11 protein-coding genes and 1 pseudogene are annotated in these 12,587 nt (G+C 36.5%); 1 reads left to right on the top strand and 11 read right to left on the bottom strand.

What is annotated here, in order from left to right; genetic code table 11:
- Nucleotides 1–156: 156 nt before the first annotated feature.
- The 10 genes and pseudogenes from ACFSUL_RS00345 to ACFSUL_RS00300 form a co-directional block, all read right to left on the bottom strand.
- Nucleotides 157–1,122, bottom strand: coding sequence for an agmatinase family protein (locus ACFSUL_RS00345; protein ID WP_377931724.1), 966 nt, complete (start codon nt 1,120–1,122; stop codon nt 157–159).
- Nucleotides 1,123–1,139: 17 nt separating this feature from the next.
- A complete protein-coding gene (hutI, locus tag ACFSUL_RS00340) occupies nt 1,140–2,417 on the bottom strand; it encodes an imidazolonepropionase (protein ID WP_377931620.1) in 1,278 nt (425 codons plus the stop codon).
- A 69-nt stretch (nt 2,418–2,486) separates the two neighbouring features.
- Entirely contained in the window at nt 2,487–4,154 is a 1,668-nt protein-coding gene (gene hutU / locus ACFSUL_RS00335) for a urocanate hydratase (protein WP_377931618.1), read from the bottom strand.
- A gap of 159 nt (nt 4,155–4,313) precedes the next feature.
- A complete protein-coding gene (locus ACFSUL_RS00330; protein WP_377931616.1) occupies nt 4,314–5,807 on the bottom strand; it encodes a helix-turn-helix domain-containing protein in 1,494 nt (497 codons plus the stop codon).
- Between the two features lie 108 nt (nt 5,808–5,915).
- Nucleotides 5,916–5,999: pseudogene (locus ACFSUL_RS00325) on the bottom strand (short chain dehydrogenase); the annotation flags it as partial.
- Between the two features lie 50 nt (nt 6,000–6,049).
- Complete coding sequence (locus tag ACFSUL_RS00320; RefSeq protein ID WP_071413566.1) at nt 6,050–6,268, bottom strand: hypothetical protein; 219 nt, start codon at nt 6,266–6,268, stop codon at nt 6,050–6,052.
- Nucleotides 6,269–6,450: 182 nt separating this feature from the next.
- A complete protein-coding gene (locus tag ACFSUL_RS00315) occupies nt 6,451–7,497 on the bottom strand; it encodes a DUF3238 domain-containing protein (protein ID WP_377931613.1) in 1,047 nt (348 codons plus the stop codon).
- Between the two features lie 877 nt (nt 7,498–8,374).
- Nucleotides 8,375–9,475, bottom strand: coding sequence for a mechanosensitive ion channel family protein (locus ACFSUL_RS00310; RefSeq protein ID WP_377931611.1), 1,101 nt, complete (start codon nt 9,473–9,475; stop codon nt 8,375–8,377).
- A gap of 398 nt (nt 9,476–9,873) precedes the next feature.
- On the bottom strand, nt 9,874–10,458 hold the full coding sequence (locus ACFSUL_RS00305; RefSeq protein WP_377931609.1) for a nitroreductase family protein: 585 nt from the start codon (nt 10,456–10,458) through the stop codon (nt 9,874–9,876).
- A gap of 313 nt (nt 10,459–10,771) precedes the next feature.
- The gene (locus ACFSUL_RS00300) at nt 10,772–11,362 is read right to left on the bottom strand and encodes a TetR/AcrR family transcriptional regulator (protein WP_071413570.1); all 591 of its coding nucleotides are present in this window, start codon (nt 11,360–11,362) and stop codon (nt 10,772–10,774) included.
- Nucleotides 11,363–11,483: 121 nt separating this feature from the next.
- Here ACFSUL_RS00300 and ACFSUL_RS00295 point away from each other — a divergent pair, with 121 nt between their 5' ends.
- The gene (locus ACFSUL_RS00295; RefSeq protein WP_377931606.1) at nt 11,484–12,023 is read left to right on the top strand and encodes a hypothetical protein; all 540 of its coding nucleotides are present in this window, start codon (nt 11,484–11,486) and stop codon (nt 12,021–12,023) included.
- A 113-nt stretch (nt 12,024–12,136) separates the two neighbouring features.
- On the opposite strand, the gene ACFSUL_RS00290 is transcribed toward ACFSUL_RS00295, so the two are convergent.
- Nucleotides 12,137–12,496: a hypothetical protein gene (locus ACFSUL_RS00290; RefSeq protein ID WP_377931604.1), complete on the bottom strand. Its 360-nt coding sequence runs from the start codon at nt 12,494–12,496 to the stop codon at nt 12,137–12,139.
- Between the last annotated feature and the right edge of the window lie 91 nt (nt 12,497–12,587).

Here is a 12,587-nt window from a genome sequence, read left to right as displayed (position 1 = left end):
CATTAAATGCTAAGGCCCTTTTGGACCCTAGCTTTTTTGTTACAATTATTCCATTTCATCCGTGAATTCTCCTATTTTATTGGAGAAAATAAGGATTTACCGATAAGTCGACAAATACTAACTCTTTTCGAAACGAACACCAAGACACCCCACTGTTCACCGTGCAACAAACCCACTCAAAAACGAAAGCATCACATGAACGCCTGTTTTAACTGTCGCCTGCCCAACATCTTTTACGGGGTCCAAGCAAACAATATCCATTGCTTTTACTTTTGGATGTTTTCCGGCTATCGTAACAGCCTCCAATAACTCATGCGTGTACATACCGCCAGGCGTGGAAGCTGGTGCTCCTGGGGCTACCCCGATATCGAGCACATCCATATCTACGGTTAAATAAATCGTATCAACTTTTGCAGCTAGTTCATTCAAAGCACTAGTCACTGTTTTTTCTATCCCTGCTTTTCTTGCACTTCGAAGTGTTACGTAATGTAGACCAACAGAATCGGCGTATTCTTTTAACGATTTCGCATTAAAGAAACCATGTAATCCAATATTGTAAATATCTTCGCCTTTCACTGTTTCGCTTTCAATTAGATTGCGCATCGGTGTACCGTTTGCTGGTCCTATTTCCGTTAAATCCCGCAGGTCGAAGTGAGTATCGAACTGCAACACTCCGATTCTTTCTGTTGGGTGAGCTTCTTTCCAACCCTTCACGAGCATAGCCGTGATGGAATGGTCACCTCCTAGCGTTATTGGAAAAATAGTTGGATGATTTGTCTGCATAGCAACCATTGCCTCTTTAATGTTTGCATGTGTTTGGCTAATATCTGTCACATGTTCGCGTACATTCCCTAGGTCAAGTGCACGAAGCGTTGATAAATCGACATCCTCCTCTAAATTGTAAGTAGAGAATGACTTCCATGCTAATCGCATCTCATCAGGTGTGAGGCTAGCGGACGAAGCGCTAATGGACGATCGTGATAATGGCACACCTAGTATGGCAACATCAAATTCCGACCAATTGGGCGAAGTATCCGTCCACTCTACTGTCTGAATCCATTCATGTACCTTAAGTTCTGCTTTCTTTTCCTTCTGCCAAGAAAAAGGTGGTGGCACTAGCATCGGATAAGGATAGTTGGTCAAGTTAATCTCCCTCCGTACACAATGGTTTCCCCTTTTTTCAACACTCGTTCAACGTGGTTGACACCGTATTGATATTGAAGTCTCATATAGTTCGGCACATCAAAAATAACAATATCCGCTTGTTTTCCTTCTTCGAGACTTCCGATGGTTTTTCCACGATTAATGGCATGTGCTGCATTAATTGTAGTCGCAACCAACACTTCTGCTGGTGTCATGCCCATTTTTAAACACCCTAAATTCATAATAAGTTGAGAGGAAACCGTTGGCGATGACCCAGGATTGCAGTCTGTTGACAGTGCAACCGGAACGTTTGCATCCACCATTTTTCTGCCATTAGCCGATTCAGCCATTAGGAAAAAGGCTGTTCCCGGTAATAGCGTGGCAATGACTCCTTTATCCGCCATCATCTTGATTCCCTTATCAGATGCTTTCAATAAATGATCCGCCGAAATCGCTCCAATTTCTGCAGCCAACTCTGCACCTTCATACGGCTCAATTTCGTCAGCATGGATTTTTGGAGTTAAGCCATGTTTCTTGCCAGCCTCCAAGATGCGCTTCGATTGTTCCGGATCAAAGACTCCCTTTTCACAAAAAACATCATTAAATTCCGCTAAACCTAATTCCGCTACTTTTGGTATCATTTCCTTAATAACTAACTCAACAAATTGATCAGGATTTTGCTTGTACTCCGCCGGAACAGCATGTGCTCCCATAAAAGTGCTTACGACGTCTAATGTGTGATCTTCATGGAGCTTCTTAGCAACTTTCAATTGTTTACATTCCGTTTCCCAATTAAGCCCATAGCCACTTTTTGCTTCTACTGTCGTTACCCCATTTAAAGCAAAACGATTTAGTCGCTCATAGCTTTGGTCATAGAGTTCTGCTTCTGTTGCTTCCTTTGTTGCTCTTGTTGTAGCATGGATACCACCGCCAGCATTCATAATTTCCATATAAGTAGAACCGTTGAGGCGCATATTAAACTCGCCCTCTCTCGTTCCTGCATGAACTAGATGTGTATGCGGGTCAATTAATCCAGGTGTCACTAAGCGGTTCGTCGCATCAATTACTTCTACACTTTCTAACTGACTTTGATGTTTCTTTCTCACCTCTTCATCCGTTCCAACCGTGACGATAACTCCCTCTTCAATCCAAAGAGAGCCATTTTCAATAATGTGTAGTTCATTCATCGCTTTTCCTGTTACCGGAGCATCTGAAGTTCCTTTAAGCGTAACCAGTTGACTAGCATTTCGTATATAAAGGGCTTTAGTATTCATCCGTTCGCCTCCATAAAAATTTTTAATAACCGCTATCCATATTTCGATGCGGATAGCGGCTATAGTTGATTAGTTATCTAACATTGGCATTTGAATTCCTTTTTCTTTCGCTGTTTTAACCGCTAAATCATAGCCAGCGTCTGCGTGTCTCACAACACCCATTCCTGGATCTGTTGTTAATACTCGCTCTAATCTCTTTTCTGCTTCCTTTGTTCCATCCGCAACAATAACCATTCCAGCATGAAGCGAGTATCCCATTCCAACGCCACCACCATGGTGAAGTGATACCCAACTTGCCCCGCCAATACTGTTAATTAACGCATTTAGGATTGGCCAGTCAGCAACTGCATCACTGCCATCTTTCATTGCTTCTGTTTCACGATTTGGAGATGCAACGGAACCAGAATCCAAATGGTCGCGTCCAATTACGATAGGTGCTTTTAATTCCCCACTTGCTACCATGTCATTAATGATTTTTCCAAATCGCGCACGTTCACCGTAGCCTAACCAACAAATACGAGCCGGAAGTCCTTGGAATTCAATTTTTTCACGAGCCATTTTAATCCAGTTACATAAGTGCTCATTATCGCTAAATTCTCTCAAAATAACTTCATCCGTTTTATAAATATCCTCGGGATCTCCAGATAGTGCTACCCAACGGAAAGGTCCTTTTCCTTCGCAAAACTGTGGTCTAATATAAGCTGGAACAAATCCTGGGAAGTTAAAAGCATTTTCTACCCCTTCATCTTTTGCTACTTGACGAATGTTGTTTCCATAGTCAAACGTAACAGCACCTTGTTTTTGCATTTCGAGCATTGCTAGAACATGTTGTTTAATACTATTTTTTGACTTTTGAACGTAAGTGTCCGCGTCACTTTCACGAAGTTTAGTTGCTTCCTCCAAAGAGTACCCCACAGGAACATACCCATTAAGCGGGTCATGAGCAGAAGTTTGGTCCGTTAAAATATCTGGCACAAATCCCTTTTCAAGCATTTCGTTTAATACTTCTGGGGCATTTCCTAGTAGACCAATAGATAGCGCTTTTCCTTCTTTTTTTGCTTCTAATGCCATTATGATTGCTTCTTGAAGATTATCTGTCATCGTATCCAAATATTTCGTATCAAGTCGACGTTGGATTCGGGAACGATCCACATCAATACAGATGGCAACTCCGCCGTTTAATGTAACCGCAAGTGGCTGAGCTCCTCCCATTCCACCAAGTCCAGCGGTTAGTGTAATCGTTCCTTTTAAACTACCGTTGAAATGTTGGCGACCACATTCCGCGAAAGTCTCATATGTTCCTTGTACGATTCCTTGACTTCCGATGTAAATCCAGCTACCGGCTGTCATTTGTCCATACATCATAAGACCTTTCTTGTCTAATTCATGAAAATGATCCCAGTTTGCCCAAGCTGGCACTAAGTTAGAATTTGCAATTAATACTCTCGGAGCATCTGTATGTGTTTTAAAAACAACTACCGGTTTCCCTGATTGAACAAGTAATGTTTCATCGTCTTCTAAATTATGAAGCGCTTTCATAATTGATTCATAAGATTCCCAATTTCTTGCTGCTTTTCCGATTCCTCCGTAAACAACTAATTCTTCTGGATATTCCGCTACATTTGGATGTAGGTTATTGTTCATCATTCGAATAGCTGCCTCTTGAATCCACCCTTTCGCGTTCAATTTGGATCCACGATATTGTTTGATTTCTATTTTTTCATGCGTTCCAGTCAAACCCCATCACCTCTTTAGAATTTTCTGATTACTTAATTAAATTTTAACGAAAAGAAGGCTGGGAAAATAGATAATATAAATTTGAATGATGAAATATATTTTAGGTTTACTCTTTAAGTAAGGTATTCATTTAGGTATAAATGAAAGTATTTTTAGGTTTTATGTATTATTTTTTGCTCGATACTCACGAGGGGAAACACCATTTTTTTGTTTGAAAATACGACTAAAGTAATTTGCATTCTTAAAACCAGTCTCAAAACAGATTTCTTGAATACTTAAACGGCTATGCAATAAAAGCCGCTCTGCTTCCATTAATCGCAGTTGGTTAAGGAGGGAACTAAACGTTTGCCCTTGTTTTGTTTTTAAAAGATGGCTAAGATAAGAAGCATTTCGTTCCACATGGTTAGCAACTTCATCGAGACTAAGGTCTGGATTTTTATAATGCGTTTGAATATATTGGATACTTTGTTCCACGACATCAACGGTAGCATTTTGCTGTTGCAGAACGGAACTGTCAATGGTGTCAAAGATGAACAACATTAAATCTTGCACAATACGATATAGAACCGTTTCATATAAAATTGTTTGAAATATCTTTTGGTAAGACGTTTCAAATGGTTCTGTATCTAAATAAAACTTCTTCATATAGCGACGAACTTGCGCTAATATGCTTGTGAGTCTAATCCGAAGTAATCCAGGTTCAGGGTGTGGCTCTCTTAGGTGAAGAAATTGCTCATACATCCAATGCTTGATGCCTGATTTGTCGCCGCTTTCTAACATCGTAATCCATTGTCGTTGTTCTGATGAGGTTAAGAATGGATCAATCGATTCCCATTTTATCTCTTTCTCTACTAATATAATATTACGGGTGCCTTTGAAAAATTTCATTTCCATCGCATTTCGAGCAGCGATGTATTTTTTATGTAATGAAATAGAAGAATCATTCGACGAATACACAACAATTGACAAAGGTTCTTTATATAGTTCATTCCAATCTCTTAATAGCCTGTTTGCTTCCTCGTATTGATGTATGTTCTTGTCTTCTGGGCGCTCATAAATAACAGCAACTTCATTATTTAACGGCCAAACCGATACTTTCGAGGAAAACTCATATTCTTTTAAAAAAGGCATTAACGTAGAAAACACTTCTGTATGCATTGGTTGTATTAAGGTAATATGTTGAACAAAAGAAGTTCCTTCGACTTCTTGTAAAATATCTTCAAAATGAAGGAGTGGTTGCGTCAAATGACTTCGTTCCTCCGTCTTCTCTCCCTTTTGCCTCTTAGAACTTTCACTATATAACGCTCGCAAACTAGACATGATTTTATCCGGAGAAAGTGGTTTCACCCAGAAATCAAGCGCTCGTAACTCTAATGCTTGCAGAGCTCTTTCAAACGTCGCCTCCGCCGTCATAACAATCGTTTTAATATCATAACGAAGAATTAGCTTTTTTATTGTACTTAGCTGCTCTTTTGGTAGCATATCTATTTCTAAACAAAGAATAGAAGGAATCTTCGTCTCTATCGTCGTCAAAAGCGAATCTACAGAACTAGCAAAATAAACATCCGAAAATGAAATTGAGTACTTCTGGGATAACCATTTAATACCGACACATTCATCGTGATCTCGGTCGGCAATTGCTAATGTAATCATGTGGAATCCTCCAATCTGTTTCCTTTAACAACCTTTACAAAAATTTTATCAATAAAACAAAAAATAGACTATTGCTAGTCTACTTTTTGTTTCTATACCATTGGTTGGTTAAAAAGGATTTGTCGCCCAAAGACTAGTTGATTTAATAAAAATACGTGGATGTAATTTTAATTGAGCGACCATATATTCCGCTCACAAGGTTACCTCAGCTTGCCTTCTTATGGGTGCCTAAGTAGTTACTATTACTTTTTTATAATTTTAACTACTAATTTAATAATTAAACCTAATAAAAGGAAAATAGGTAGTGTGTAGTTCAAATAGATAATTATCAAACTACCAAAGGAAAAGTAGGCTATTTCATCCTGTCTTTCAGATATAGGGGTATATTCAAGAAAAGCTAAAGCAATAGAAAAAATTAACGCAACTAATAAAGAAGTTAAAATGATCATACGGATTTTCATAATTGGAATGCTTCTCCTTATTTATAGTTTTTCTATTCAATTAAGTATATCCTATTCACTACTAATCGAAGTTATCGAACATAAACTTCTATTTTGCAAGATTAAAAAACCTGCACCTAACACAATAAAATAAAAAGAGGCTGAAGATTAATTCCTTCATCCTCTTTTTATTTTATATAATTTTAGTTTACTTGCCAGTACTCATTAGGAAATATGGGTATTAAGTTTTGAAAAGCATCTTGATTTGGTATTTCATAAGTATGCAGCGTCACCGCAGGAAGTGAGGAATAAGCACGAGCTAAGTATACTTCATGATTAGGTGCTTTATCATGATTCCCCGATGCAGTAATATTACCGTTTTTATACATCCTAGCATCATATCGATAATCAATATTAGGATAGGTTGCACTAAATGGAACACCTACACTTGCTATTTCATGCCATTCAATATAGGTTGAGGTATTTCGTTCAGGATAATGTTTAATACCATCTGTCGAAGCAGTACCTCTTGTGATTTCATCATAATCATTATCATATAGTATAGACACCCCGACATCTGGGTATTGAATACTGTAAGCACTTGAGCCAGACCATTCTGCATAAACGTCTGATCTTGTTTTGAATGAATTTTCAAAAAAACCAAAGGAACGGTTATTACCATTGAGGTATGTATCATACCCATAGCCACTCAAAAATTCATCAAAGGCATTAGGGTTTTTAACGTGTTTATAAGGAATAAATGTTTGGTATCTAAGAATATAGCCTGTATAATCTGATGCTAAGGCATTTGCTACTGTTGAATTACCTTTAATTTTGCTTGCTCCAATTGGATCTAGAAGACCACTTTTGCTTAATTCATCCTCAGAAACTTCACTTAAAGTTTCTACAATTTTTGTTAAACTCTTATTATAATTATAAGCCTCCTCAGGTACTTCGTCTAAATCAACATTAGCTTTTAAGAGACTTTGATTTATTTCTTTAATTTCTGATTCAGATGCTCTTTTTGTAGCAACAATTTTATAGCTATAATCCTTTGCCATTTGAATAGTATTATCTATAAATTGAGTTTCTTGAGTTTCACCTACTTTTTTATTATCACGATAGATTTGATATACTCCATCACCATCTACCATAGGTTCCCAGTCTAATATAACAGAATCTTTAGAGACTGTTGAAGTAAGAGGGGTTTCTTTTTCGTATTCATTTTCAATACTATTTTCTTTAGACATAAGCCTTAATGAATTAGAATCAGTATTTTTTGTTTTTACATCATACTTTATAATGTCTACTAATTTATTTTGTTTATATGTGGCTAATTTATATGTATATAAATATTCCGGCTCTAAATTAGTATCTTGGAACTTTGATTGTTTTCCTGAGTAAATAATATCTCCATCTCTATATAACTTGTAAGTTACATCTCCTGCATCTCCTCAGTCCAAATGAACTTCATTTGCACTAGTTTTGCTAGCAATTTTTTGAGCTACCGATGCCTCTGATACGTTCATAAAAACCCCTAAAGAAATCACACTAACAATTAAGGAGTTTAGTAAATATTTCTTCATAAAAGTATTCAAATCCTTTCCTTATATTCATTTATCTTCCATACATAGTATAGGTTGGATGGTATTTGATATAAAGTCCCAGTTTCCAAAAAAGGAATATATACCCGAATAGACTTTTTAGTAATAATATTCAGATATTTATTGTTTAAAGTGTTAACTTAGCAATATTAAGATTATACATACCCTAAAGTGGTATATAATGGGGTATCGCTGGAAAAGTTGGATTTCAATCCGATCTAAAATATCTATTTTAAATATTTTAGACCGGATAATATTCTCTGGTATCAATACAAAGCATAATGTTGAATGTAAAATCCGAGTTATCCAAGGAGAGGTCCCTTGACTTCAATCTTTTTATTTTTAATTCAGAAAATACATTCTTATTCATGTTTTTAACTCCTTAGAAATTGTGTTAGTAACATCCTCGTTCTTTTACTGGAATAACCTCCAAAAAGTTTAGTCTTTGAGTAACCAACTTTGATTCAAATAGAAAAGAAGCTACAGTAAGCAGCCCCTAAAAGTTAACTTCAAATAAAGTCTTTCACGATTCTTGTCTTAAAAAAGAACCTCCATTGCCGTTATTATCTGCATCTGACTCCACATACAATCTCCTACTAGGCAACGCAATCGACACTCCTTCGTTTTCCAATATCTCCATAATGCTAAAATTAATCTCTTCTTTCACCTCTAAAAACTCTCCCCAAACGGTTGTTTTTGTAAAGAAGTATAGGAAAATATCCAAACCATTCTCCTGATATTGATCAAATGTTACAAAGATTGTTTCTTGATGGATTTCCGAATGATTTTTCAGTAAATCCTCTATTTGTCGTACAACTTCTTTTAATTTTTCTTTGGAAGTATCATGGGTGACGCGTAAATTGAAGGTGATTTGTCTTTTCCCCATTTCACTCCAGTTTATTATCGATTCATTTGCTAATGTTGCATTAGGGACAGTGACGAGCGCTTGCGCAAACGTCCTTATCCTTGTGCTCCGGAATGTAATATCTTCTACTGTCCCTTCTACACTAGGAGTAGAAATCCAGTCGTCAATCGAAAAAGGTTTTTCGGTAATAATGACGATTCCTCCAAACAAATTACTAATGGCATCTTTTGCAGCAAGGGCAAATGCAAGCCCTCCTAACCCTAGCCCTGCCACAAATCCGTTCACATCATAATTAAATTCCTGTGCAATAATACTAAAACTAATCGCTACAATAACTACCCGCAATGCTTTAGACAAAAATGGAATTAATATCTCATCAATTTCAATATTCGTTTTTTCATTTATCTTTGAAAAAAGTAACGAAGAGGAAGAAGATAAATTAAATAATCCCCAACCAATAATAAAAATAACAGACGACCTTATTATTCTTAAAAATAACGGGTTCGTTTGTTCCAAATACGGAAAATACCGCACAGATATATAAACCCCGATAATGATAAATAACCATTGAATCGGCTTTTCGAATGCTAAAAATATACTTGATAACAGTTCACTTGATGTTTTTTTACTGAACTTTAAAAGAAGAGCAAATACATACTTTGCAAAAATTCTTCGAAAGAGTAAAAAAAGCAATAAGATCCCTAGTGAAATGGCAATATTCTTTATTACTTCATATGAAAATAATACTTCCCATGACATAGTGTTCTCCTCCTATCAAAACTATAGTAACATAATAGCCTCATAAGGAAGATACAATTCCATCGGCTATTCTAATAGCCAGTGATTTGGGTGAGTTGATAACGTTGTAGGGCGGCCAACTAGCGAAGGCATTTTACAGAAAAAGTCAGTTTGTCCATTAACCATAGCAGTTTGTCCAGTAAATAAAAAAAGTGTCCAGTTATCCCATCCTTTTGTCTAGTAAACCAGAAAATTTGTCCAATAACCTTGGCTTTTTGTCCAGTTCCTCACGTGTAACCTAAACAAGCCCCTGTTCAGAAAGAATCCTTCCTATACAATCCTCCTTCTTTCCATATAATGTTTGATTACCAATAAAAAATACCCTGCAGACTAAAAAAGTTTAGTCTGCAGGGTATTCATTAATATCCACTCTCATCCGAAATCCATTTTGTTACGTCATCAACAGGCTTTCTTTTTCCAGCAGGTACATCTCTTGTTGGATGCCCAATATAGAGAAATCCTAGTACCTCCCCTTTATCCGATAGTCCAAATAACTCTTTCATTAATGGATCATAGCAAGGCTTACCTGTTCGCCAAAACCCACCTAATCCTAATTCGTGAGTAGCTAGTAGCATGTTTTGAATCGACGCATACACCGCTCCATACTCTTCTTCTTCGATTACTTTCGGATTATCACTTGGTTCAACTGCTGCAACAATAATTGCTGGAGCACGAAATGGCTTTTCTAGCGTTTTTTCAAGCTTTTTCTTATTGGAATCGGTTGATGGATCATCCATCCCTTTTTCAGCAATTTTCGCTAACGTTTCTCCTAGAGGCTTTCTTCCATCACCAGTCAACACAAAAAAACGCCACGGCTCTGTGCGATGATGACTCGGTGCCCAAGTACCTGCCTCTAAAATTTGTTCCAATAAATCTTTAGAAACGGGCTCATCCGATACAAATCCAATACTTCTTCTCGTTTTAATCGCTTCTAAAACATCCATGCAACACCCTCCAAATTTATATTAGTAGTTAACTATATTTTACATGTCATTTGTAGAAAAATTCAATCAAATTAAACTACAGGGGGTACATTATATTAAAGTTATTCTTCTTATATGATAAATTGCTACGTTTCACTTTAAGTAATCCACTGTAAAATAATTGATGTAAACAAGATCACCTCCAAACGGAGAGCTCTTCCTGCTTATTCAACTGCTTATTCAACTGCTGAAATTGATGCAAAATTCAACAGTTGAATCCGTTCTGAAATTCACCTGTTGAATTTTAACCACAGCACCAAGCTTCATCAACTTCTTATCCCTCTACACAAATCGAATCTAAATGGTGTGTTAATACATTAATAATCCGTTCTTTATTCACACGCTTCGATTCTAACATCGCATGTAACGCGATACCATCAACTAAGGCATATAACCTTTCCGTTTCTATCTCCTTATCAAGGTCTTTTCGCAGCAATTGATGCTGATCTAAGTAATGGATTAAATTTTGCATTCCGATAAAAATCCCGTCATGTTGTGCATCAAATATATCTTCTTTATGTCTCGCATGAAACGTAAAAGCAAACCAAACTTCCATTTCTGCCATTGTTTCCTCATTTACCGGTACAATTTCAAGTAAAACTTTTAATATTTTTTCCTTTGGAGGCAGTTCACTCATTGTAATTTCATTAATGCGAATTGTTGCCTGTTCTTTTACAAGTTTCATCGCATAGACAAGTAATTCATCCTGTGTTGAAAAGTAATGACGTAGTGCACCTAGTGATACGCCTGCCTCTTTAGCAATATTTCTTACACTCGCCCCTTCCATTCCTAAATCTAAAATCACTCGCCACGTCGCTTCTGCAATTTGTTTTTTTCTTTTTTCATGATCCACTATTTTTGGCATAGCTTTATTTTAGCAAGAAAAAAATGACTGTGCAATTAAATAGTACAGTTGTATTATTTAAAAACAAATGTTATACTACATTTAAATAATACAACTGTATTGTAAAGGGAGAGGTATTCTGTTGAACTTTGTTGCTTGGATGATTGTTGCAAGTGAAATTGCGTTTTGGGTCGTTATTCTATTAGGGTTAGTTATTCGATATGTATTTAAGCGAAAGAAACTTGGGTTATTTTTCTTAGCCTTAACCCCCGTCATCGACTTAATCCTATTAATCACAACGAGTGTTGATTTGTATAGAGGAGCAACTGCAACAAAAGCACATGCAATCGCTGCGGTGTATATTGGGGTATCCATTGCGTTTGGGAAAAGTATGGTGGAATGGGCAGATGAACGATTTCGTTATTATGTGACAAGGCAGGGCCCGAAGCCCCTAAAACGGTTCGGCATGGAATATGCTAAGCATTATTTAAAAAGTTGGGGAAAACATGTGCTTGCCTACTTACTTGGTGCCGGACTACTAGCAGGGTTAATTTACTTAATCAATGACCCTTCTCGAACAGAAGCATTAAGTGCGGTAGTAAAACTTTGGACACTTGTGTTAGGTATTGATTTACTTATTGCTCTTTCAAATTTCGTTTGGCCGAAGAAAGCAAAAGCTTAATTTACTAAAAACATTCTATTTGTAAAAAAGAAGGCGCAACGAATAAAGACTTGCCCCTTCTTTTTTAGATTCATTATTTTTATGTTACTCCATGAAAAGAGTCAATAGAAACTCTAGGAAACTTTTTTTCGTCTTAGCATCGTCTGTTGAATAGTGTAGGAAATAATCTGCTTCCAAACTCTTTCTTTTGCGGTGTTTTCCATCAACTCCTTTTTATTAGGTGGGTAATGATTAAGTTCTCCTTTATAAACTAATTGAAGTTTGTCTAAATTCATTAAATCTTGAGGTGTTACCAAACAAGGGATTTTATCTAAAGCATCGATTTTCTCACTTATAATCGTTGCAACAAATTGAGAGCAAAAGAAGGCGTTTTTTCTATTAAAATTTAAATTTAGGATAATGGCAAAAAGCCCTATGAAATTATATTTGTACAAATCCTTCTCTGCTTCCATTTTTCTTACTTTTTTTATCATCTGATTATAATCCATTTCAGAAATTGTATAGCTATAGACTTCACATCTCGCCTTTTTAAACAGCCCTCTCCCCAACTTCTCACTAACAAAA

The sequence above is a fragment of the Bacillus seohaeanensis genome (assembly GCF_042684945.1).
Lineage (GTDB): Bacteria > Bacillota > Bacilli > Bacillales > Bacillaceae_B > Rossellomorea > Rossellomorea seohaeanensis.
The sequence above is the reverse complement of the archived record's forward strand: the minus strand, read 5'-3'. Positions and strand labels throughout refer to the sequence as shown.

Excerpts from the sequence above, each read along its gene's own strand:
- ACFSUL_RS00345 (WP_377931724.1), bottom strand. The coding sequence starts at position 1,122 with ATGCTAGTGCCACCACCTTTTTCTTGGCAGAAGGAAAAGAAAGCAGAA.
- hutI (WP_377931620.1), bottom strand. The coding sequence starts at position 2,417 with ATGAATACTAAAGCCCTTTATATACGAAATGCTAGTCAACTGGTTACG.
- ACFSUL_RS00330 (WP_377931616.1), bottom strand. The coding sequence starts at position 5,807 with ATGATTACATTAGCAATTGCCGACCGAGATCACGATGAATGTGTCGGT.
- ACFSUL_RS00320 (WP_071413566.1), bottom strand. The coding sequence starts at position 6,268 with ATGAAAATCCGTATGATCATTTTAACTTCTTTATTAGTTGCGTTAATT.
- ACFSUL_RS00315 (WP_377931613.1), bottom strand. The coding sequence starts at position 7,497 with ATGTCTAAAGAAAATAGTATTGAAAATGAATACGAAAAAGAAACCCCT.
- ACFSUL_RS00310 (WP_377931611.1), bottom strand. The coding sequence starts at position 9,475 with ATGTCATGGGAAGTATTATTTTCATATGAAGTAATAAAGAATATTGCC.
- ACFSUL_RS00305 (WP_377931609.1), bottom strand. The coding sequence starts at position 10,458 with ATGGATGTTTTAGAAGCGATTAAAACGAGAAGAAGTATTGGATTTGTA.
- ACFSUL_RS00300 (WP_071413570.1), bottom strand. The coding sequence starts at position 11,362 with ATGCCAAAAATAGTGGATCATGAAAAAAGAAAAAAACAAATTGCAGAA.
- ACFSUL_RS00290 (WP_377931604.1), bottom strand. The coding sequence starts at position 12,496 with ATGATAAAAAAAGTAAGAAAAATGGAAGCAGAGAAGGATTTGTACAAA.